Annotated in this window: 20 protein-coding genes and 2 tRNA genes; 15 read left to right on the top strand and 7 right to left on the bottom strand. The window is 62.8% G+C overall.

Annotation, left to right across the window (positions count from 1 at the left end; translation table 11 throughout):
• Nucleotides 1-31: 31 nt before the first annotated feature.
• The 4 genes from ACQ4OD_RS13560 to ACQ4OD_RS13575 form a co-directional block, all read right to left on the bottom strand.
• Nucleotides 32-1,597 (bottom strand): ABC transporter permease, encoded by a 1,566-nt coding sequence (locus tag ACQ4OD_RS13560; protein ID WP_430944427.1) that lies wholly within the window; start codon nucleotides 1,595-1,597, stop codon nucleotides 32-34.
• On the bottom strand, nucleotides 1,597-2,610 hold the full coding sequence (locus tag ACQ4OD_RS13565; RefSeq protein ID WP_023629373.1) for an extracellular solute-binding protein: 1,014 nt from the start codon (nucleotides 2,608-2,610) through the stop codon (nucleotides 1,597-1,599). The genes ACQ4OD_RS13560 and ACQ4OD_RS13565 overlap by 1 nt, the downstream gene beginning before the upstream one ends.
• Nucleotides 2,611-2,775: 165 nt before the next feature.
• A tRNA-Leu gene (locus ACQ4OD_RS13570) sits at nucleotides 2,776-2,862 on the bottom strand.
• Between the two features lie 88 nt (nucleotides 2,863-2,950).
• A tRNA-Leu gene (locus ACQ4OD_RS13575) sits at nucleotides 2,951-3,037 on the bottom strand.
• 98 nt (nucleotides 3,038-3,135) lie between these two features.
• Between ACQ4OD_RS13575 and ACQ4OD_RS13580 the strand changes: the two genes are divergently transcribed.
• The 9 genes from ACQ4OD_RS13580 (at nucleotide 3,136) to ACQ4OD_RS13620 (ending at nucleotide 12,978) form a co-directional block, all read left to right on the top strand.
• Complete coding sequence (locus ACQ4OD_RS13580) at nucleotides 3,136-3,309, top strand: hypothetical protein (RefSeq protein WP_430944428.1); 174 nt, start codon at nucleotides 3,136-3,138, stop codon at nucleotides 3,307-3,309.
• Nucleotides 3,309-5,882 (top strand): ribonuclease R, encoded by a 2,574-nt coding sequence (gene rnr, locus ACQ4OD_RS13585; protein ID WP_430944429.1) that lies wholly within the window; start codon nucleotides 3,309-3,311, stop codon nucleotides 5,880-5,882. Before ACQ4OD_RS13580 ends, rnr begins: the two co-directional genes overlap by 1 nt.
• Nucleotides 5,879-6,625, top strand: coding sequence for a 23S rRNA (guanosine(2251)-2'-O)-methyltransferase RlmB (gene rlmB / locus ACQ4OD_RS13590; RefSeq protein WP_102683943.1), 747 nt, complete (start codon nucleotides 5,879-5,881; stop codon nucleotides 6,623-6,625). The genes rnr and rlmB overlap by 4 nt, the downstream gene beginning before the upstream one ends.
• Before the next feature lie 322 nt (nucleotides 6,626-6,947).
• Nucleotides 6,948-7,373, top strand: a complete 426-nt coding sequence (rpsF, locus tag ACQ4OD_RS13595; RefSeq protein ID WP_023629370.1) for a 30S ribosomal protein S6 — start codon at nucleotides 6,948-6,950, stop codon at nucleotides 7,371-7,373.
• 28 nt (nucleotides 7,374-7,401) lie between these two features.
• On the top strand, nucleotides 7,402-7,632 hold the full coding sequence (gene rpsR / locus ACQ4OD_RS13600; RefSeq protein WP_003249563.1) for a 30S ribosomal protein S18: 231 nt from the start codon (nucleotides 7,402-7,404) through the stop codon (nucleotides 7,630-7,632).
• A 34-nt stretch (nucleotides 7,633-7,666) separates the two neighbouring features.
• Complete coding sequence (locus ACQ4OD_RS13605; RefSeq protein WP_046854005.1) at nucleotides 7,667-8,533, top strand: hypothetical protein; 867 nt, start codon at nucleotides 7,667-7,669, stop codon at nucleotides 8,531-8,533.
• Between the two features lie 20 nt (nucleotides 8,534-8,553).
• Entirely contained in the window at nucleotides 8,554-9,000 is a 447-nt protein-coding gene (rplI, locus tag ACQ4OD_RS13610; protein WP_046854006.1) for a 50S ribosomal protein L9, read from the top strand.
• Between the two features lie 112 nt (nucleotides 9,001-9,112).
• Nucleotides 9,113-10,510, top strand: coding sequence for a replicative DNA helicase (gene dnaB, locus ACQ4OD_RS13615; RefSeq protein ID WP_046854007.1), 1,398 nt, complete (start codon nucleotides 9,113-9,115; stop codon nucleotides 10,508-10,510).
• Nucleotides 10,511-10,674: 164 nt separating this feature from the next.
• The gene (locus tag ACQ4OD_RS13620) at nucleotides 10,675-12,978 is read left to right on the top strand and encodes a YgiQ family radical SAM protein (RefSeq protein WP_046854008.1); all 2,304 of its coding nucleotides are present in this window, start codon (nucleotides 10,675-10,677) and stop codon (nucleotides 12,976-12,978) included.
• 121 nt (nucleotides 12,979-13,099) lie between these two features.
• Here ACQ4OD_RS13620 and ACQ4OD_RS13625 read toward each other — a convergent pair whose 3' ends face one another.
• Nucleotides 13,100-13,687 (bottom strand): TIGR00730 family Rossman fold protein, encoded by a 588-nt coding sequence (locus ACQ4OD_RS13625; protein ID WP_198755621.1) that lies wholly within the window; start codon nucleotides 13,685-13,687, stop codon nucleotides 13,100-13,102.
• Between the two features lie 346 nt (nucleotides 13,688-14,033).
• Between ACQ4OD_RS13625 and azu the strand changes: the two genes are divergently transcribed.
• The gene (gene azu / locus ACQ4OD_RS13630; protein WP_102683950.1) at nucleotides 14,034-14,480 is read left to right on the top strand and encodes an azurin; all 447 of its coding nucleotides are present in this window, start codon (nucleotides 14,034-14,036) and stop codon (nucleotides 14,478-14,480) included.
• Nucleotides 14,481-14,594: 114 nt separating this feature from the next.
• Here the strand turns inward: azu and nadE are convergent, their stop codons facing one another.
• Both nadE and pncB read right to left on the bottom strand, forming a co-directional pair.
• A complete protein-coding gene (nadE, locus tag ACQ4OD_RS13635; protein WP_430944430.1) occupies nucleotides 14,595-15,422 on the bottom strand; it encodes an ammonia-dependent NAD(+) synthetase in 828 nt (275 codons plus the stop codon).
• 3 nt (nucleotides 15,423-15,425) lie between these two features.
• Nucleotides 15,426-16,631: a nicotinate phosphoribosyltransferase gene (pncB, locus tag ACQ4OD_RS13640; RefSeq protein WP_430944431.1), complete on the bottom strand. Its 1,206-nt coding sequence runs from the start codon at nucleotides 16,629-16,631 to the stop codon at nucleotides 15,426-15,428.
• Between the two features lie 464 nt (nucleotides 16,632-17,095).
• On the opposite strand from pncB, the gene ACQ4OD_RS13645 reads away from it, so the two are divergent.
• The 5 genes from ACQ4OD_RS13645 (at nucleotide 17,096) to ACQ4OD_RS13665 (ending at nucleotide 22,193) form a co-directional block, all read left to right on the top strand.
• Entirely contained in the window at nucleotides 17,096-18,232 is a 1,137-nt protein-coding gene (locus ACQ4OD_RS13645) for a branched-chain amino acid ABC transporter substrate-binding protein (protein WP_046854013.1), read from the top strand.
• Between the two features lie 156 nt (nucleotides 18,233-18,388).
• Entirely contained in the window at nucleotides 18,389-19,303 is a 915-nt protein-coding gene (locus ACQ4OD_RS13650) for an ABC transporter permease subunit (protein ID WP_102683954.1), read from the top strand.
• A 3-nt stretch (nucleotides 19,304-19,306) separates the two neighbouring features.
• Nucleotides 19,307-20,608: a high-affinity branched-chain amino acid ABC transporter permease LivM gene (gene livM / locus ACQ4OD_RS13655; RefSeq protein ID WP_139673804.1), complete on the top strand. Its 1,302-nt coding sequence runs from the start codon at nucleotides 19,307-19,309 to the stop codon at nucleotides 20,606-20,608.
• Complete coding sequence (locus ACQ4OD_RS13660) at nucleotides 20,605-21,480, top strand: ABC transporter ATP-binding protein (RefSeq protein ID WP_031314650.1); 876 nt, start codon at nucleotides 20,605-20,607, stop codon at nucleotides 21,478-21,480. The genes livM and ACQ4OD_RS13660 overlap by 4 nt, the downstream gene beginning before the upstream one ends.
• Nucleotides 21,477-22,193, top strand: a complete 717-nt coding sequence (locus ACQ4OD_RS13665; protein ID WP_023629375.1) for an ABC transporter ATP-binding protein — start codon at nucleotides 21,477-21,479, stop codon at nucleotides 22,191-22,193. Before ACQ4OD_RS13660 ends, ACQ4OD_RS13665 begins: the two co-directional genes overlap by 4 nt.
• Nucleotides 22,194-22,257 lie beyond the last annotated feature (64 nt).

The raw sequence follows: 22,257 nt of genomic DNA on the forward strand, positions 1-22,257 counted from the left end.
AGGGACGCAACGCGCCCCCAAGGGGAGGCTGTCACGCCTTGTTCAGGTACATCCTGGTAGTCAGCAGATACACCGGCAATCCCGAAACCACGATCAGCAACGCCGCATAAGGCGCCGCCGCCGCGAACTCGACGTTGGCGGTATGCGCCCACACCTCGGTGGCCAATGTGGTCATACCGGTCGGGCTGAGCAGCAGGGTGGCGGTCAATTCCTTCATCGCATCCAGGAACACCAGGGCGAACGCTGCCGCCATCGCCGGGAAGATGATCGGCAAGGTAACCCGGCAGAAGGCTGCGAAGCTGGTGGCGCCCAAGGTACGCGCCGCCTCTTCCAGGGTTGGTGAGGCCTTGTTCAGTGCGGTGCGTACCGGCGACTGTGCCAGCGGCAGGAACAGCAAGGCGTAGGCCAGGATCAGCAGCGCGGTGGTCTGGTACAGCCCCGGCACGTAATGCAGGGCGAAGAACACCAGGGTCAGCGCGATCACCAGCCCGGGCAGGGCGTGCAGCAGGTACGGCAAACGCTCGGCCCAGATCGCCAGACGCCCCTTGTAGCGCACCACCAGAAAGCTGATTGGCAGGGCCAGCAGCACGCAGAAGCCGGCGCCACCCAATGACACCGACAGCGAGGTGCCCAGGGCCTTGCCGATGGCCGCGACCGGGAAGGCCGCCGATGAGCCCACGCTCAGCCAGTAGCCGAGCATGGCTAGCGGAATGCCGCTGCCCAGCACCGCCAGTGCCAGGCAGAACAGCTGGCTCAGAGGCATCCAGCCGTGCAGCCGCAAGGGTTGAGCGCGGCGTGCCACGCCCTGGCCAATGCGCACATGGCGCGCCTTGCCGCGTACTCGCAGTTCCAGCCATAGCATTGCCAGGCACAGCACCAGCAGTACCGCTGAGAGCATCGCCGCGTTGGCGTTGCTGAACTCCAGCTCGAACTGCTGGTAGATCGCTGTGGTGAAGGTCTGCAGGCCAAGGATCGACAGGGCGCCGAACTCCACCAGCATGTGCAGGGCAATCAGCAGCCCGCCGCCGAGCATCGACGGCCACAGCAACGGCAGGGTGATTTTGCGGAACACGCCCCAGCGGCTGCAGCCCAGAGTGCGCGCCGACTCCTCCAGCGCGGTATCCAGGTTGCGCAGGGTGGCGGCCACCGGCAGGAACACCAGTGGGTACTTCGACAGCGCCATCACCAGGATTGCCCCGCCCAGTCCCTCGAAGTCCGAACTCAGCGACACCCAGGTGAAGCTGCTGACGAACGATGGCACGGCGAATGGCAGGCACAGCACCACGCCCCACAGGCGTCGGCCCGGCAGGTCGCTGCGCTCCAGCAACCAGGCCAGGGCCACGCCCACCACCAGGCATAGCACGGTGACGCCGACCATCAGCAGCAGGGTGTTGCGCAGCAAGCCCCACACGAACGGACGCCATAGCAGGCGCAGGGCTTCATGCCAGCCGGCATCCCAGGCCTTGAGCCCGACGTACAGCAATGGCAGCAGGCTCATGGCCACCAGGAACAGCACGGGCAGCACCACCCAGATGGACGGGCGCTTGCGCTTGGGGACGAAGCGCGCCAAGGCGGGTGAGGGCAGGGCGGCAGTCATCAGAGCAGGCCAACCTCACGTTCCAGTTCGATGGCTTCCTCGGCATTGCCAAGGTCGGCCGGCGAGATCTTCGGCGGGCGCAGCTCATCGAACGGCTTCAGGCCACGGTCGGAGACCATGCCTTTATGCAGCGGGTATTCGGCGGTGGTCTGGGTGATCACGCGCTGGCCTTCTTCGCTGGCCATCCAGTTGAGCAGGGCCTGTGCTTCTTTCGGGTGCTTACTGGCCTTGACTGCGGCGGCACCGGAGATGGTCACCAGGTTGCCCGCGTCGCCGTCGGCCAGGTAGTACAGCTTGGAATCGAGCTTGCCGCGTTCACGCTCCAGAGCGTACCAGTAGTAGTTGTTCACCAGTACCGCGGCGACTTCGCCTTTTTCCACGGCCTTCAGGGCGACCATGTTGTTGGTGTAGGTCTTGCCGAAGGCCTTCAGGCCGGTCAGCCATTCTTCGGTGGCTTCGCGACCGTGCATCTTGAGGATGGCCACCGCCTGTTCCTGGAAGGCCCCGCTGGTGGGCACGTAGCCGACACGACCGTCCCATTCGGGGCCGGCGAAATCCATCACCGTGGTCGGCAGGTCCTTCTCATCGATCTTCTTCGGGTTGTACACCACTACGCGGGTACGGGCGGTAACGCCCATCCAGGTGCCGTTGGCGCCCACGTACTCCTTGGGCAGCATGTTCAGGGTGGCGTCGTCGATCTTCGCCAGCAGGCCCAGTTCGCCCAGGTTGTTCAGCGGTGGCGACTCTTCGGTATAGATGATGTCGGCCGGCGAGCGTTCGCCTTCCTCGATGATCTGGCTGGCCAGCTGGTTGCTGCTGCCCTTGCGGATATTGATATGGATGCCGGTCTTGGCCTCGTAGGCCTTGGCGATGGCTTCACCGATTTCCTTGTGCTGGCCGTTGTACATCGTCAAGGTGACTGGTTCGTCTGCCAGGGCGGCCGGAGCGCCGATCACCAGGCTCAGGACTGCGGCGGCCAGGGTGCGCATCAGCGGTTGCGGGCGGATCGTCATGCGGGTGCTTCCTCGCTTACGGCTACATATTTGGAAACAATGGTAAACGAAATTGTTTCTCAAATGGGCGCATGACGGGAAATTCATGGGTAGACGAAGGAGGGGGCCGGCGACATGAAATCGCAGGCAAGAAAAAACCCACTAGCAAGCTAGTGGGTTTTTGTATGGTGCCCAGGAGAAGACTCGAACTTCCACGACCGTTAAGTCACTGATACCTGAAACCAGCGCGTCTACCAATTCCGCCACCTGGGCAAAGCTTTGCATCGTCTGGTGAAGGCGACTTTCGTCTGCTTTCACACAGTAGTAACAGATCCTTGGTCATCTGTTACTTGAAAATTTTTGGTGCCCAGGAGAAGACTCGAACTTCCACGACCGTTAAGTCACTGATACCTGAAACCAGCGCGTCTACCAATTCCGCCACCTGGGCACACATTCGAGATTAAAAGATGCTTTACAGCGTCGTTCATCTCTACTACAACTTCGGGGTTGTCCGTCGTTGTGGTGCGCACTATACGGACGCTCCTGATGGCTGTAAAGCCCCTGATCGAAAAAAAATTCAAAAAATTCAACCCGTTGATTCCACGCGCCTATTTCCATTCGGCGGATACCACGCCGGGGCTGTCCAAGGCTGACATTTCCGGTTTCAATACGCCTATGCCAGAATTCATATCTATATACCCCAAGGTGAACCCCTTCTGATGGCCGATTGGCAATCCCTCGATCCCGAGGCCGCTCGCGAAGCGGAAAAATACGACAACCCTATCCCCAGCCGTGAGCTGATCCTGCAGCGCCTCGCCGACCGTGGCGAGCCGGCTGCCCGCGAACAGCTGGCCGAAGAGTTCGGTCTTTACGAAGAAGACCAGATCGAAGCCCTGCGCCGCCGCCTGCGTGCCATGGAGCGCGACGGTCAGCTTATCTATACCCGGCGCGGCACCTATGCCCCGGTGGACAAGCTTGACCTTATCTGTGGCCGCGTGTCCGGCCACCGCGACGGTTTCGGCTTCCTGATTCCCGACGATGGCAGCGAAGACCTGTTCCTCAGCCCGTCGCAGATGCGCCTGGTGTTCGACGGCGACCGCGGCCTGGCCCGGGTTTCCGGCGTGGACCGCCGTGGCCGCCGCGAAGGTGTGCTGGTGGAAGTCATCTCCCGTGCCCACGAAAGCGTGGTCGGCCGTTACTTCGAAGAGGGCGGCATCGGCTATGTGACCCCCGACAACCCGAAGATCCAGCAGGAAGTGCTGGTCACCGCCGGGCGCAACGGCGGCGCCAAGATCGGCCAGTTCGTGTCGATCAAGATCACCCACTGGCCAACCCCGCGCTTCCAGCCGCAGGGTGATGTGGTCGAGGTGATCGGCAACTACATGGCGCCGGGCATGGAGATCGACATCGCCCTGCGCAGCTATGACATCCCGCATGTCTGGCCGCAGGAGGTGATCAAGGAAGCGCGCAAGTACCGCTCGGAAGTCGAGGAGAAAGATAAAGAGAAGCGCATCGACCTGCGCCATCTGCCTTTCGTCACCATCGACGGCGAAGACGCCCGCGACTTCGACGATGCGGTGTATTGCGAGCCGCTGGGCAAGCTGCGCATGTTCTCCGGCGGCTGGCGCCTGTACGTGGCGATCGCTGACGTTTCCAGCTACGTGCGCCTGGGTTCGGCCCTGGATACCGAAGCGCAGCAACGGGGTAACTCGGTGTACTTCCCCGAGCGCGTCGTGCCGATGCTGCCCGAAGAGCTGTCCAACGGCCTGTGCTCGCTGAACCCGCACGTCGATCGCCTGGCCATGGTCTGCGAAATGACCATCAACAAGGCCGGCCAGATGGTCGACTACCAGTTCTACGAGGGTGTGATCCACTCCCATGCGCGCCTGACCTACAACAAGGTCAGCAGCATGCTCGAGCATTCCCGTACCCGCGAAGGCAAGGCCCTGCGCGAGGAATACAGCGCGGTGCTGCCGGACCTGAAGAGCCTGTACGCCCTGTACAAGGTGCTCCTGGCGGCCCGTCACACCCGCGGCGCGATTGACTTCGAGACCCAGGAAACCCGGATTATCTTCGGCGAAGACCGCAAGATCGACGAGATTCGTCCGACCGTGCGCAACGATGCCCACAAGCTGATCGAAGAGTGCATGCTGGCGGCCAACGTCGCGACGGCCGAGTTCCTGCAGAAGCACAACGTGCCTGCGCTGTACCGCGTGCACGATGGTCCGCCGCCCGAGCGCCTGGAGAAGTTGCGCGCATTCCTCGGTGAGCTGGGCCTGAGCCTGCACAAAGGCAAGGATCCTTCGCCGAAGGACTACCAGGCGCTGCTGGCGAGTATCGCCGGGCGCCCGGACTTCCACCTGATCCAGACCGTCATGCTGCGCTCGCTGAGCCAGGCGGTGTACAGCGTCGAGAACAACGGTCACTTCGGCCTGAACTACGAGGCCTACACCCACTTCACCTCGCCGATCCGTCGTTACCCGGACCTGCTGGTGCACCGCGCCATCCGCAGCGTGATCCGCTCCAAGGTCGACACCCCGCACGTCAAGCGCGCCGGTGCCATGAGCATTCCCAAGGCGCGCATCTACCCGTACGACGAGAACAGCCTCGAACAGATGGGCGAGCAGTGCTCGATGACCGAGCGCCGCGCCGACGAAGCCACACGCGACGTGGTCAACTGGCTCAAGTGCGAGTACATGCGTGATCGCGTCGGCGAGACCTTCCCTGGTGTGATCACCGCGGTGACCGGCTTTGGCCTGTTCATCGAGCTGACCGACATCTATGTCGAAGGCCTGGTGCATGTCAGCGCCCTGCCGGGTGACTACTACCACTTCGATCCGGTGCATCACCGCCTGTCCGGTGAGCGCAGCGGCCGCAGCTTCCGCCTGGGCGACACGGTCGAGGTGAAGGTCATGCGTGTCGACCTCGAGCAGCGCAAGATCGACTTCGAAATGTCGGAGAAGACCGTCACCGCGCCGGTCGGCCGCAAGCCACGCGCTGCCGCGCAGCCGGTGGCCGAGCAGGCGCCTGCCGCCGAAGCGAAGATTTCGCCCAAGCCGCGCAGCCGCAAGAGCGAGGCCTCCGAGGCGTACTTCCCGAAAGACGCCGTGCAGCGCAATGCCGAGGTGCGCAAGAGCCGTGAAATGAAGAAGGCGCTGATGGGCGAGGCGCGTGCCAGCGGCCATGCCGGCGGCAAGTCGGAAAAAGGTGGCAAGTCGTCCGGCAAGCCGACCAAGCATCGCAAGGGGCCGCCCAAGTCCGGCGCGCCACGCAAGGGCAAGAACAAGTCATGAGTCAGCTGGAAAAGATCTACGGCGTGCATGCCGTGCAGGCGCTGCTGCAACACCACCCCAAGCGGGTAAAGCAGATCTGGCTGTCCGAAGGGCGCAGTGAGCCACGCATCCAGGCCCTGCTGGAGCTGGCTGCGCAGAACCGCGTCCAGGTCGGCCAGGCCGAGCGCCGTGAGCTCGACGCCTGGGTCGAAGGTGTGCATCAGGGGGTGGTCGCCGACGTGAGTCCGAGCCAGGTATGGGGCGAGGCGATGCTCGACGAGCTGCTCGAGCGCACCGAGACGCCGCCACTGATCCTGGTGCTCGATGGCGTTACCGATCCGCACAACCTCGGCGCCTGCCTGCGCACCGCCGATGCGGCCGGGGCGACTGCCGTGGTGATCCCCAAGGACAAGTCCGCGACCCTGACCGGCGTGGTGCGCAAGGTGGCCTGCGGCGCCGCCGAGGTGATGCCGCTGGTGGCCGTGACCAACCTGGCGCGTACCCTGGAGAAACTCCAGCAGCGCGGACTGTGGGTGGTCGGTACCGCTGGCGAGGCCGAGCAGGAAATCTACCAACAGGACCTGACCGGTCCGCTGGTGATGATCATGGGGGCCGAAGGCAAGGGCATGCGCCGCCTGACCCGTGAACACTGTGATTTCCTGGTGAAGTTGCCGATGGGCGGCAGCGTCAGCAGCCTGAACGTTTCGGTGGCCACCGGGGTGTGCCTGTTCGAGGCCGTGAGGCAGCGTCAGGTCAAGCGCTGATTCATTGCTCGTGGGGCGGGGTCGTGGGAGCGGGCTTGCCCCGCGATGCGATGGCAAACCCACCACCATCGCGGGGCGGGTCGCCGCATCGCCGCTCCCACGAGCCCCGTTCCCGCAAGAATCACCCGACCTGGCGAATATGTTTCCGGCTGTTCAAATATTCGCCAACCTCCTTGCTTGTCCTTCCCGGCTTCTCTACAATTGCGCCCCTTGCCGAGCTGGCAGGCGCGCATGTGCCTTCTCTCTAGGGCAAGACATACAGTGTCATTCACTCCTTGTCTGACCAGGTTGCTGGCAGACTACTAACCCGTAAGGAGCATTCATGCGTCATTACGAAATCATCTTCCTGGTTCACCCGGACCAGAGCGAGCAAGTCGGCGGCATGGTTGAGCGTTACACCAAGCTGATCGAAGAAGATGGTGGCAAGATCCACCGCCTGGAAGACTGGGGCCGTCGTCAACTGGCCTACGCAATCAACAATGTTCACAAGGCTCACTACGTGATGCTGAACGTTGAGTGCTCCGGCAAGGCCCTGGCCGAGCTGGAAGACAACTTCCGCTACAACGATGCCGTGATCCGTAACCTGGTCATCCGTCGCGACGAAGCCGTCACCGGCCCGTCCGAGATGCTCAAGGCAGAAGAGAACCGCAGCGAGCGCCGTGAGCGTCGTGAACGTCCTGAGCATGCTGATGGCGCCGAAGGCGACGACAGCAATGACAGCGACAACAGCGATAACGCTGACGAGTAATCCACGGACCTTTTGAGGAGCCTATTACATGGCACGTTTCTTCCGTCGTCGTAAATTCTGCCGCTTCACTGCTGAAGACGTGAAAGAGATCGACTTCAAAGATCTCAACACCCTGAAAGCTTACGTATCCGAAACCGGCAAGATCGTTCCAAGCCGCATCACCGGTACCAAAGCTCGTTATCAGCGTCAGCTGGCCACCGCTATCAAGCGCGCCCGCTTCCTGGCCCTGCTGCCCTACACCGACAGCCACGGCCGCTGAGACCGGGTCGTCGACTAAGTAGCAAGGGATAAGCATGCGAGCGTTGGCAAGTTTCATCATGCGCGGTCGTGTGCAGGCCACCCTCGTGGTGGTCATCAGCGCGGTACTGCCGCTGCTGTTCTGGTTGAGTGCCGCTGCCGGGAGCCTCGTGCTCCTGCGGCGCGGGTTCAAGGACGCTTCATCGGTCATCGCCTGGGGCCTTTTGCCAGCGTTGATCATGGGGTTCTTCGGCGAACCGAGCACCTTGCTGGTGCTTTTGGGAACGCTGGGTCTGGCCGCCTCGTTGCGCGCCGGGCATTCCTGGACCCGGGTACTGCTGTCCAGTGTCGCATTAGGCTTGCTGTACAGCCTGATCCTGGATGCAGTGATGCGCGAAACCTTCGAGGTGCTGGCCAAGGCGCTTGAAAAAGCCCTGCCGCAGTTCGAGGGCCAACCAGTACTACCTGGTGAGCTGATCGGCCCTTTGCTGGTCGCTTCCAGTGCGGTAATGCTGCAGCTGTTCAGCCTGCTGGCCTTGATGCTGGCGCGCTATTGGCAGGCTGCGTTGTACAACCCCGGTGGTTTCGGGCGCGAGTTTCGCGAACTGAGGCTGCCGCTGGTACCCATGCTGGTGCTGGTGTCATTGATGGTGTTGGGCCCGTTCATCGGGTCTCAGTTCATCGTCCTGGCCAGTGCGTCCAGCCTGGTGCTGCTGCTCGCTGGCATCGCCCTGATTCACGGGCTGGTGGCACAAGGGCGACTGGCCGGTTTCTGGCTGGTGGGGATGTACGTGACGTTGCCGCTGCTCATGCAGCTGATGTATCCGTTGCTCGTGGTTCTGGCCATTGTCGACAGCCTGATTGATTTTCGCGGTCGCAAGTCCCCTTCACAGGGTGACGACTCCGCGAACGGTGAAGGTTAAAAGTTAAGAGGTTTTACCAAATGGAACTGATCCTGCTGGAAAAAGTCGCCAACCTGGGCAACCTGGGCGACAAAGTAAACGTTAAGGCTGGTTACGGCCGTAACTTCCTGCTGCCATTCGGCAAGGCCACCGTTGCCAACGCCGCCAACCTGGCCGCGTTCGAAGAACGCCGCGCCGAGCTGGAAAAAGCCGCCGCAGAGAAAAAAGCTTCGGCTGAAAGCCGCGCTGCCCAACTGGCCGAGCTGGAAGTGACCATCACTGCCACCGCTGGCGACGAAGGCAAGCTGTTCGGTTCGATCGGCACCCACGACATCGCTGACGCCCTGACCGCCTCCGGCGTTGAAGTGGCCAAGGCTGAAGTTCGTCTGCCGAACGGCACCATCCGTCAGGTTGGCGAATACGACGTAGCCGTGCACCTGCACAGCGACGTTGAAGCCACCGTACGTGTGGTCGTCGTAGCTGCCTAAGCTGCGTAATCGGCTGGTCCCTCGCGGGCCAGGCGGTTAACATCGGGCACGGTCCTGTTTTGCGCAGGCCGTGCCCTTTGTCTTTTTCATCTTCCAGAATTCTTTCGTGGCCATGAACGAGATCACCACCCCCGAACAACTCGACCTGCAAACCGCTGCCCTGAAGGTGCCGCCGCATTCCATCGAGGCCGAACAGGCCGTGCTCGGTGGCCTGATGCTGGACAACAACGCTTGGGAACGGGTGCTGGATCAGGTGTCGGACGGCGATTTCTATCGGCATGACCATCGCCTGATCTTCCGCGCCATCCACAAGTTGGTGGATGCGAACCAGCCGTTCGACGTGGTCACCCTGCACGAGCAACTGGACAAGGAAGGCGTGTCCACCCAGGTCGGCGGCCTGGCGTATCTGGCCGAGCTGGCCAAGAACACGCCGTCGGTAGCCAACATCAAGGCCTACGCCGCGATCATCCGCGAGCGGGCCACGCTGCGGCAGCTGATCAGCATCAGCACCGATATCGCAGACAACGCCTTCAACCCGCAGGGGCGTAACGCCGAAGAGATCCTCGACGACGCCGAACGGCAGATCTTCCAGATCGCCGAGGCGCGGCCGAAGACCGGCGGGCCGGTGGGGGTCAATGAGTTGTTGACCATGGCCATCGACCGTATCGACACGCTGTTCAACTCCGACAGCGACATCACCGGCGTGTCCACCGGTTTCACCGACCTGGACGAAAAGACCAGCGGCCTGCAGGCCGCCGACCTGATCATCGTCGCGGGCCGTCCGTCGATGGGCAAGACCACCTTCGCCATGAACCTGGTGGAAAACGCCGTGTTGCGCAGCGACAAGGTGGTGCTGGTGTTCTCCCTCGAGATGCCCGGTGAATCGCTGATCATGCGTATGCTGTCGTCCCTGGGGCGCATCGACCAGACCAAGGTGCGTTCCGGTCAGCTGGACGACGACGACTGGCCGCGGCTGACCTCGGCGGTCAACCTGCTGAACGACCGCAAGCTGTTCATCGACGATACCGCCGGCATCAGTCCATCGGAAATGCGTGCGCGCACCCGCCGCCTGGCTCGCGAGCATGGCGAGATCGCCATGATCATGGTCGACTACCTGCAGCTGATGCAGATCCCGGGTTCGGCCGGTGACAACCGGACCAACGAGATTTCCGAGATCTCCCGCTCGCTCAAGGCGCTGGCCAAGGAATTCAACTGCCCGGTAATCGCCCTGTCACAGCTCAACCGCTCCCTGGAGCAGCGCCCCAACAAGCGCCCGGTCAACTCCGACCTTCGTGAATCGGGTGCGATCGAGCAGGACGCCGACGTGATCATGTTCGTCTACCGTGACGAGGTGTATCACCCCGAGACCGAGCACAAGGGCGTGGCCGAGATCATCATCGGCAAGCAGCGTAACGGCCCCATCGGCTTCATTCGCCTGGCGTTCATCGGCAAGTACACCCGCTTCGAGAACCTCGCGCCGGGCATGTACAACTTCGACGACGACGAATAATCACCGAGCCTACCCCGGCAGTAGCGCTCCTGTGGGAGCCGGCTTGCCGGCGATAGGGCCAGTGGAAGCTACAGATGAATCCGACCACCACCGTCGGATTTGGTCAAAATTTGTGCTATATTCCGCGCCCGCGATTTTCCTGCACATTAGAACCGGTCACTGACATGCAAGCAGCCAAACCACTCTACGACTATCCCAAGTACTGGGCCGAATGCTTCGGGCCAGCGCCGTTCCTGCCGATGAGCAGGGAGGAGATGGATCAGCTCGGCTGGGATTCCTGCGACATCATCATCGTGACCGGTGACGCCTACGTCGACCACGCATCGTTCGGCATGGCCATCATCGGCCGCCTGCTCGAGGCCCAGGGCTTCCGGGTGGGCATCATCGCCCAGCCGAACTGGCAGTCGAAGGACGACTTCATGAAGCTCGGCGAGCCGAACCTGTTCTTCGGGGTCGCGGCGGGCAACATGGACTCGATGATCAACCGCTACACCGCGGACAAGAAAATCCGTTCCGACGACGCCTACACGCCAGGCGGCATGGCCGGCAAGCGTCCGGACCGCGCCAGCCTGGTGTACAGCCAGCGCTGCAAGGAGGCCTACAAGCACGTGCCGATCGTGCTCGGCGGCATCGAGGCCTCGCTGCGCCGCATCGCCCATTACGACTACTGGCAGGACAAGGTCCGCCACTCGATCCTGGTCGACGCCAGTGCCGACATCCTGCTGTACGGCAACGCCGAACGCGCGATCGTCGAGGTTGCCCAGCGCCTGTCCCAGGGTGAAAGCATCGAGCACATCACCGATGTGCGCGGCACCGCGTTCATTCGTCGCGACACCCCGCAGGGCTGGTTCGAGATCGACTCCACCCGTATCGACCGCCCGGGTCGGGTCGACAAGATCATCAACCCGTACGTGAACACCCAGGACACCCAGGCCTGTGCCATCGAGCAGGCCAAGGGCGACCAGGAAGACCCGAACGAAGCCAAGGTCGTGCAGATCCTCGACAGCCCGAGCGTCACCCGCGAGAAGTCGGTGATCCGCCTGCCGTCGTTCGAGAAGGTGCGCAACGACCCGGTGCTCTATGCCCACGCCAACCGTGTGCTGCACCTGGAGACCAACCCGGGCAACGCCCGCGCCCTGGTGCAGAAGCATGGCGAGGTGGATGTGTGGTTCAACCCGCCACCCATTCCCATGACCACCGAAGAGATGGACTATGTGTTCGGCATGCCCTATGCGCGCATCCCGCACCCGGCGTATGGCAAGGAGCGCATCCCGGCCTACGAGATGATCCGCTTCTCGGTGAACATCATGCGTGGCTGCTTCGGTGGCTGCACCTTCTGCTCGATCACCGAGCACGAAGGCCGGATCATCCAGAACCGCTCCCACGAGTCGATCCTGCACGAGATCGAGGAGATGCGCGACAAGGTGCCGGGCTTCACCGGCGTGGTCTCCGACCTCGGCGGCCCGACCGCCAACATGTACCGCATTGCCTGCAAGAGCCACGACATCGAGAAGCACTGCCGCAAGCCTTCGTGCGTGTTCCCGGGCATCTGCGAGAACCTCAACACCGACCACAGCTCGCTGATCGAGCTGTATCGCAAGGCTCGTGCCCTGCCGGGGGTCAAGAAGATCCTGATCGCCTCGGGCCTGCGCTACGACCTGGCGGTCGAGTCGCCGGAGTACGTGCGTGAGCTGGTCACCCACCACGTTGGCGGTTACCTGAAGATCGCCCCGGAGCACACCGAGCGTGGTCCGCTGGACAAGATGATGAAGCCGGGCATCGGCACCTACGACCGCTTCAAGCGCATGTTCGAGAAGTTCTCGAAAGAGGCGGGCAAGGAGCAGTACCTGATCCCATACTTCATCGCCGCCCACCCGGGCACCACCGACGAAGACATGATGAACCTGGCCCTGTGGCTCAAGGGCAATGGCTTCCGCGCCGACCAGGTGCAGGCGTTCTATCCGTCGCCGATGGCTTCGGCCACCGCCATGTACCATTCGGGCAAGAACCCGCTGCGCAAGGTCACCTACAAGAGCGAAGGGGTGGAGATCGTCAAGAGCGAGGAGCAGCGCCGCTTGCACAAGGCGTTCCTGCGTTATCACGATCCAAAGGGCTGGCCGATGCTGCGCGAGGCGCTGCAGCGCATGGGCCGCGCCGACCTGATCGGGCCAGGCAAGCACCAGCTGATCCCGCTGCACCAGCCGGCGACCGACACTTACCAGAGTGCGCGGCGCAAGAACTCGACCCCGGCCGGCAGCCACAAGGTGGGCAAGGACCAGAAGATCCTCACCCAGCACACCGGCCTGCCGCCGCGTGCCAGCGATGGCAGCAAGCCGTGGGACAAGCGCGAGAAAGCCAAGGCCGAGGCGTTCGCCCGCAACCAGCAGGCGGCCAAGGAGCGCAAGGAAGCGGCCAAGGGTGGTGGCGGCAAGGGCAAGAAGCCGCGCCAGCCTGTCATCCCGCGTTGATCATAAAAGGGGCCGCGTTGCGGCCCATCGCCGGCAAGCCGGCTCCCACTAGGGCAAGGCATGTGCTGCACCTGTGGGAGCCGGCTTGCCGGCGATGGGCTGCAGCGCAGCCCCTTTTCGATTAATCAGGCTTCTTGTCCACCCACTTCGGCAACACCGGCGACTCGAATCGATCCATCCCCTCCAGCAGCGCCTCCGGCTGCTCCCCGAGCAACAGCATCGCCCGGTGCTGCGGCCGTACGAAGCCTTCCTCGACAATATGGTCGAGGAACCCGCCGAGCTTCGCATAGAACCCATTCACATCCAGCAGCCCCAGCGGCTTGGCGTGATAGCCTAGTTGCCCCCAGGTCCACACCTCGAACAGCTCCTCCAGCGTACCCAGGCCACCCGGCAGGGCGATGAAGGCGTCGCTGAGTTCGGCCATGCGCGCCTTGCGCGCATGCATGCCATCCACCACCTCCAGGCGGGTCAGGCCCTTGTGGCCGATTTCGGCGTTCATCAGGCTTTCAGGAATGATGCCGACAACCTCGCCACCCGCCGCCATGGCGGCATCGGCGACGGTGCCCATCAGGCCGACCGCGCCGCCGCCGTACACCAGCGTCAGGCCACGGCGTGCGATGGTCTGGCCGAGGGCGACGGCGGCTTCACGGTAGGCAGGGTTGGCACCGATGCTGGCGCCACAGAAGACACAAATGGAACGTACAGGCATTGCTTATCTCCCTTTACATGCGCGCACAGGGTAAGGCGCATGCCTGTCGCTTCCAAGGGGATCATTCGGGGCGGGCGAACTCGCAGGCCGCCGAACCGGCCGCGCCACAGGCGTAGGCTGCCAGCAGGCTGCGCATCATGCTGCTCAATGTCATGACATTGCTCCTAATTGAGAGGTTGTCTCATCGTCCATTAAGAGGGCATGATGTGCACTTTGATTGGTTGTATACAATCCATTGAACAAATCTACTGGCTGGCGACTTGACACCTCTTGACCCATATCAGGTACGGGCGTCCGGTTTTCAGGCAGTCTCGCAATTGATAAAACCCTGCCAAGGAGATTCATGATGTTTGCGAAAGCTGTAGCGGTATCCCTGCTGACCCTCGCCAGCGCCTCCGTCTTTGCCGCCGACTGCAAGGTGACTGTCGACTCGACCGACCAGATGTCGTTCAACACCAAGGAATTCACCGTCGACAAGAGCTGCAAGACCGTCGAGATCGAACTGACCCACGGTGGCAGCCTGCCGAAGAACGTCATGGGCCACAACCTGGTCATCAGCAAGACCGCCGACATGCAGGCCATCGCCACCGAAGGCATGTCGCAAGGCCTGGACAAGGATTACATCAAGGCCGACAACGCCGCGATCATCGGCCACACCAAGATGATCGGTGCCGGCGAAAAAGACACCTTCAAGCTCGATACTTCCAAGCTGGAAGCCGGTGGCGACTACAGCTTCTTCTGCACCTTCCCTGGCCACATCTCGATGATGAAGGGCAAGGTCGTCGTCAAGTAAGCGACGCCTGACGCAGTACCCTTGTGGGAGCGGGCTTGCCCCGCGATGGCGAAGGTGAAACCACCAACGTCATCGCAGGGCAGGCACGCTCCCACAGTTGTTTTCATAGCCGGATCAAGGGGCGAACGGCAGCTCGCGCTTGTGCTGGGTCTTGCGGTAGGTGGCGACGATGATGTCGAACGCCTCCTGGCTCACCGGCTCACCGTGCAGGAAGGCGTCGATCTGCTGGTAGGTCACGCCGTGGGACGCTTCGTCCGGCTTGCCCGGTTCGAGGTCTTCGAGGTCCGCGGTCGGTACTTTTTCCACCAGCGATTCCGGCGCGCCAAAGCTGCGCGCAATGGAGCGCACCTGGTTTTTCACCAGCCCGCTCAGCGGCGCCAGGTCGCAGGCCCCGTCACCGAACTTGGTGAAGAAGCCCATCACCGCTTCGGCCGCGTGATCCGTGCCGATCACCAGGCCCGCACGGGCACCGGCGACGGTGTATTGGGCGACCATGCGCGTGCGCGCCTTGACGTTGCCAACGACGAAGTCGACCAGGGTCGGCGAGCCGTTTTTCAGTTCCTCGACCTCCGCCGCCAAGGCCTTTACGGCTGGCGCGATGTCGATGGTGTGCACCTCGTCGGCCTTGATCACCTCCAGGCAGGCCTGGGCGTCGTGCTCGTCGTGCTGCACGTGGTACGGCAGGCGCACGGCGATGAAGGTATATGCCTTGTCGCCGGTTTCGTCGCGCAGCTCGCAGATGGCGCGCTGCGCGAGCAGGGCGGCGGTCAGCGAGTCGACACCGCCACTGATGCCCAGCACCAGGGTCTTGAGCCGGGCATTGGCCAGGCAGTCCTTGATGAACGCCACGCGCCGGGCCACTTCCTGCTCAAGGGCGGCAGCATCGGCGAATGGCGGCTGCACCTTGAGCGCCCGGGCAATCTCTTGCTGAACGGCTTGCATGGGTTACTCCTTGCTGTGGACTTTGAATACGTGGCGCATGTAAGCGACGAAGTTTTCGTCACGGCACTGCGTCTTGGCGGCTTCGTCGGAGATCTTCGCCACCGGCGAGCCGTTGCAGTCGGTCATTTTAAGCACGATGTTCATCGGTGCCACGCCGGGGATGTCGCACGTCAGATTGGTACCGATGCCAAAGCTGACGTTGATGCGCCCGCGCAAGGCACGGAAGATCTCCAGCGAGCGGGTCAGGTTCAGGCCATCGGAGAACACCAGGGTCTTGGTCATCGGGTCGATACCGAGCTTCTGATAATGGGCGATGGCCTTTTCCGCCCAGGCCACCGGCTCGCCCGAATCGTGGCGCAGGCCATCGAACAGCTTGGCGAAGTACAGGTCGAAATCCTTCAGGAAGGCATCCATGGTGATGCAGTCGGTCAGGGCGATGCCGAGCAGCCCACGGTACTCGCGCACCCAGCAGTCCAGAGCGGCGATCTGGCTGTCGATCAGCCGTGGGCCTAGCTGCTGGTGGGCCATGATCCATTCGTGGGCCATGGTGCCCAGGGGCTTGATATCCAGCTTCCATGCCAGGTCGACGTTGCTGGTGCCGACGAAGCGGCCCGGGAACTCATCGCGCAGCACCCGCACCACGTCTTCCTGCACGCGGCTGGAGAAGCGCCGGCGGGTGCCAAAGTCGGCCACCTGCAGTTCGGCCAGTTCGTCGTCGCTGGCGTGGGCGCGCAGCCAGTCGAACTTGCGATATAGCTGGTCGCGGGCTTCGGCCAGGCGCATGCGCGGGTGCAGGTGGCGGTTGCGCACTTCGCTGATGATGGCCAGCAGCGGCACTTCGAACAGGATCACATGCAGCCATGGGCCTTTCAGGCGCAGGAACAGTTGGTCGTTCTCGATGCCGATGCGCACATAGCGCAGGTTGAAGCGGAACAGGCGCAGGAAGCGCAGGAAGTCCGGCTTGAGGAAGCTGATGCGCTCGAGGAAGGCCAGTTGGCCGTCATCCAGGGTCAGCTCGCTGAGCAGCTCGAGCTGGTTGCGGATCTCGCCCAGGTAGGGGCGCAGGTCCTCGCCGTTGCGGCAGCGAAACTCCCATTCGACATCGGCGTCCGGGTAGTTGTGCAGGACGCCCTGCATCATCGTGAGCTTGTAGAAGTCGGTGTCGAGCAGGTTGTGCACGATGCGCTCGGCGAATGCGCTCTCGCTCATCAGGGGGAAGCTCCAAAGCGGGCAATGGTCGGTATTGTGCCAGCCTTTTAGTCCAGAATGTGGCGGGATCGCGGGGCAAGCCCGCTCCCACGTCGCTCGCCATTCGGCGCCGACAGGTATTTTTTCACGCAACAGCTAGCCTTCAAACAGTGCTCCCTGTAGCAGTCGCGCACCAGTGGTGTGCAGTTCGGTGACGTCCGCTGTTACAGCGCGGTTGCACGTTAACACTTGCGAGGGTTGCAATGATGGCGGGCGCTGGTTGCTCCTTGTCTAGGCGTGTGGGTGTCACTTGCCGTGCGGCAGACGGTTGCACGCTCAATAAAGAAAAGGCCGCCGGTCGCCTCTGTTCACCCCTTGTCGTGTGTTTTCCCGGAAGACAAAACCACTGGCACGGCCCTTGCTCGGAGCACAGGGCTGAGAAGTTGTAGTGCCAACCAAAAAAAATATTCTAGGAGCACCACCTCATGTCGCAGACGTTTTACAAGAAAGGTTTCCTGGCACTGGCTGTAGCCACCGCACTGGGTGTTTCTTCGTATGTTCAGGCCGACATCAAGATCGGCGTCGCGGGCCCGATGACCGGAGCCAACGCAGCGTTTGGCGAGCAGTACATGAAAGGTGCGCAGGCCGCAGCCGACGTGATCAACAAGGCCGGCGGCGTCAACGGCGAGAAGATCGTGCTGGTCAAGGGCGATGACGCTTGCGAGCCGAAGCAGGCAGTATCCGTGGCCAACCGCCTGGTCGACCAGGACAAGGTGGCGGGCGTGGTCGGTCACTTTTGCTCCTCCAACACCATCCCCGCTTCCGAGGTTTACGATGAGGCCGGCGTGATCGCCATCACTCCCGGCTCCACCAACCCGCAGGTGACCGAGCGCGGCCTGTCCGCGATGTTCCGCATGTGCGGCCGTGACGACCAGCAGGGCATCGTCGCCGGCAACTACATTGTCGACGTGCTCAAGGGCAAGAAGGTGGTGGTGCTGCACGACAAGGACACCTATGGCCAGGGTCTGGCCGACGCCACCAAGGCCCAGCTGATCAAGCGCGGCGTCACCCCGGTGCTGTACGAGGGCCTGACCCGCGGCGAGAAAGACTTTAGCGCCGTTGTCACCAAGATCCGCGCCGCAGGTGCCGATGTCGTCTACTTCGGCGGCCTGCACCCGGAGGCCGGCCCTCTGGTGCGCCAGCTGCGCGAGCAGGGCCTGAAGGACGTGGCATTCATGTCCGACGACGGCATCGTCACCGACGAACTGGTGGCCACCGCCGGCGGCGCCCAGTACACCAATGGCGTGTACATGACCTTCGGCGCCGACCCGCGCCTGCTGCCCGACAGCAAGGCGGTGGTCGAGGAGTTCCGCAAGAACGGCACCGAGCCTGAAGGCTACACCCTGTATGCCTACGCATCGGTGCAGGCCCTGGCCGCCGCGTTCAACGGCGCCAAGTCGAACAAGGGCGAGGACGCCGCCAAGTGGCTCAAGGCCAACCCGGTCAAGACTGTCATGGGCGAGAAGAAGTGGGACCAGAAGGGCGACCTGACGGTTTCCGACTACGTGGTCTACCAGTGGGATGCCAACGGCAAGTACCACCAGCTGGAAAAACAAAAATAACAATGGCATCCGGCCCGGGCGCGCGATGCCCCGGGCCGTTGCCCCGCGGTACCTGTCTTTGTCAGTAGATGTGCACAGTTCTGCGCTGCGAGGGCCGCTGCACCCGGGCCCTGCGTGGTCGGCACTCGTGCAATCTCAATCAGGTGAGATTGCGTTATGGATGGTATTTTCCTGCAGCAACTGGTCAACGGCCTGACCCTCGGGTCGGTCTATGGCCTGATCGCCATCGGCTACACAATGGTCTATGGCATCATCGGCATGATCAACTTCGCGCACGGCGAGGTGTACATGATCTCCGCGTATCTCGCGGCGATCAGCCTGGCATTGCTGGCCTACTTCGGTATCGAGTCGTTTCCGCTGCTGATGCTGGGCACCCTGTTGTTCACCATCGTCGTCACCGGCGTCTACGGCTTCACCATCGAACGCATCGCCTACAAACCCCTGCGCAACTCCACTCGCCTCGCGCCCTTGATCAGCGCCATCGGCATTTCGCTGATCCTGCAGAACTACGCGCAGATCAGCCAGGGCGCCCGCCAGCAAGGCGTACCGACCCTGCTTGAAGGCGCCATGCGTGTCGAAGTGGGCACCGGTTTCGTGCAACTGACCTACACCAAGATCTTCATCCTGGTGGCTGCCTTCGTCGGCATGGCACTGCTCACCTACGTGATCAAGTACACCAAGCTCGGGCGCATGTGCCGGGCCACGCAACAAGACCGCAAGATGGCCTCGATCCTGGGCATCAATACCGACCGGGTAATCTCCTACGTGTTCGTCATCGGTGCGGTGATGGCTGCGCTGGCCGGCGTGCTGATCACCATGAACTACGGCACCTTCGATTTCTACGCCGGCTTCATCATCGGTATCAAAGCCTTCACCGCCGCGGTGCTCGGCGGCATTGGCTCGCTGCCGGGGGCCATGCTTGGTGGGATCATCCTGGGGATTTCCGAATCGTTGTTCTCCGGCCTGATCAACTCCGACTACAAGGACGTGTTCAGCTTCTCGCTGCTGGTGATGATCCTCATCTTCCGTCCCCAAGGCCTGCTGGGTCGCCCGCTCGTGGCTAAGGTGTGAAACATGTCCGTTGCCAATACTGCCTCTGCTTCGCAAACCAAGGGTTTCGACCTTAAACGCAGCCTGCTGGAGACCCTCGTCGCGGGCCTGCTGGCCCTTATCGTCTTCGGCCCCGTCGTCGGCGTTGTGCTCGATGGCTACACGTTCAATGCCGAACCCGCCCGCGTGGCCTGGCTGGTCGGCGGCGTGATGGTCGGGCGATTCATCCTCAGCCTGTTCCTGCAGACGCCGACCGGCCAACGCATGCTTCAGGGCTTCGACAGCGGCGGCTCGGGCGTGCATGTGCTGGCGCCGAACTACAAGTCGCGCCTGCGCTACATCATCCCGGCGCTGATCGTTATCGCCATCGTGTTCCCGATCTTTGCCAACAAGTACCTGCTGACCGTGGTCATCCTCGGCCTGATCTATGTGTTGCTGGGGCTGGGCCTGAACATCGTGGTCGGCCTGGCCGGCCTGCTTGATCTGGGCTATGTGGCGTTCTACGCCATCGGTGCCTACGGCCTGGCGCTGGGCTACCAGTACCTGGGCCTGGGCTTCTGGAGCGTGCTGCCACTGGCGGCCATCGCCGCGGCGCTGGCGGGGTGCATCCTCGGCTTCCCGGTGTTGCGCATGCATGGCGACTACCTGGCCATCGTCACCCTCGGCTTCGGTGAGATCATCCGCCTGGTGTTGAACAACTGGCTGTCGTTCACCGGCGGCCCCAACGGCATGCCGGCGCCGTCGCCGACCTTCCTGGGCCTGGAGTTCGGCCGCCGGGCCAAGGATGGCGGGGTGCCGATCCACGAGTTCTTCGGCTTCGAATACAACGCCAACCTCAAGTTCGTGTTCATCTACGCGGTGCTGTTCCTGGTGGTGCTGGCGGTGCTCTACGTCAAGCACCGGCTGACCCGCATGCCGGTGGGCCGCGCCTGGGAAGCCTTGCGCGAGGACGAGATCGCCTGCCGCTCGATGGGCCTGAACCACGTACTGGTCAAGCTTTCCGCGTTCACCCTCGGCGCGTCTACCGCAGGCCTTGCCGGGGTGTTCTTTGCCACCTACCAGGGCTTCGTCAACCCATCGTCGTTCACCTTCTTCGAGTCCGCGCTGATCCTGGCCATCGTCGTGCTCGGCGGCATGGGCTCGACCGTGGGCGTGGTGATCGCGGCGTTCGTGCTGACCGTGGCGCCCGAGCTGCTGCGCAGCTTCTCCGAATACCGAGTGCTGCTGTTCGGCGTGCTGATGGTGCTGATGATGATCTGGCGACCGCGGGGGCTGATCCGCATCAGCCGTACCGGCGTGGTCCCGCGTAAAGGAGTGGCGCCATGAGCGACGAAGTCATTCTGTCTGTAGACAACCTGATGATGCAGTTCGGTGGGATCAAGGCGCTCAGCGATGTCAGCCTGCAGGTCAAACGCAACCAGATCTTCGCCCTGATCGGCCCCAATGGCGCCGGCAAGACCACGGTGTTCAACTGCCTCACGGGCTTCTACAAGGCCACCGGCGGGCGGATCGAACTGAACGTGCGCGGCAGCCACACCAACGTCATCCAGCTGCTCGGCGAGCGCTTCCGGGCGGCGGACTTCGTTTCGCCGGCACGCTTCGCCAACCGCCTGTACTACAAGATGTTCGGCGGCACCCACCTGGTCAACCGCGCCGGGCTGGCGCGCACCTTCCAGAATATCCGCCTGTTCAAGGAAATGTCGGTGGTGGAGAACCTGCTGGTGGCCCAGCACATGTGGGTCAACCGCAACCTGCTGGCCGGGGTGCTCAATACCCCGGGCTACCGCAAGGCCGAGAGCGATGCCCTCGACCATGCGTTCTACTGGCTGGAGGTGGTCGACCTGGTGGACTGCGCCAACCGCCTGGCCGGTGAGCTGTCCTACGGCCAGCAGCGCCGCCTGGAGATTGCCCGGGCCATGTGCACGCGGCCGAAGATCATCTGCCTGGACGAACCGGCTGCCGGCCTCAACCCCCAGGAAACCGAAGCGCTGAGCCGCATGATCCGCGTGCTGCGCGACGAGCATGACATCACCGTGGTGCTGATCGAGCACGACATGGGCATGGTCATGAGCATCTCCGACCACATCGTCGTGCTCGACCACGGCAACGTGATTGCCGAAGGATCACCGCAGGATATCCGCCACAACCCGACGGTGATTGCCGCCTACCTGGGTGCCGACGAAGAGGAACTGACATGAGCGCGCCCATTCTCGAGCTGAAGGACCTGGATGTGTTCTATGGGCCGATCCAGGCCCTGAAGAAGGTCTCGATGCACATCAACGAAGGCGAGACGGTGAGCCTGATCGGCGCCAACGGCGCGGGCAAGTCCACGCTGCTGATGTCGATCTTCGGCCAGCCGCGCGCGGCATCCGGGCAGATCGTGTATCGCGGCACCGACATCACCCGCAAGTCGTCGCACTACATCGCGTCCAATGGCATCGCCCAGTCCCCGGAGGGGCGCCGGGTGTTCCCCGACATGACCGTCGAGGAAAACCTGATGATGGGCACCATCCCGATCGGCGACAAACATGCAGACCAGGACATGCAGCGCATGTACGAGCTGTTCCCGCGGCTCAAGGAACGGCGCAACCAGCGGGCCATGACCATGTCCGGGGGCGAGCAGCAGATGCTGGCGATTGCCCGGGCGCTGATGAGCCGGCCCAAGCTGTTGCTGCTCGATGAGCCGTCGCTGGGGCTGGCGCCGATCGTGGTCAAGCAGATCTTCTCGACCCTGCGCGAGCTGGCGCAGACCGGGATGACCATTTTCCTGGTCGAGCAGAATGCCAACCATGCATTGAAGCTGTCGGACAGGGCCTATGTGATGGTCAACGGGCAGATTCGCATGACCGGGACTGGGCAGGAGCTGTTGGTCAACGAGGAGGTGCGTAACGCCTACCTGGGCGGGCACTGATCCAGCACTGGGGCCGCAGCGCGGCCCTTTCGCCGGCAAGCCGGCTCCCACAGGGGTGGGGTTT

The sequence above is a fragment of the Pseudomonas sp. WC1 genome (assembly GCF_050586565.1).
In the GTDB taxonomy this organism is placed as follows: domain Bacteria; phylum Pseudomonadota; class Gammaproteobacteria; order Pseudomonadales; family Pseudomonadaceae; genus Aquipseudomonas.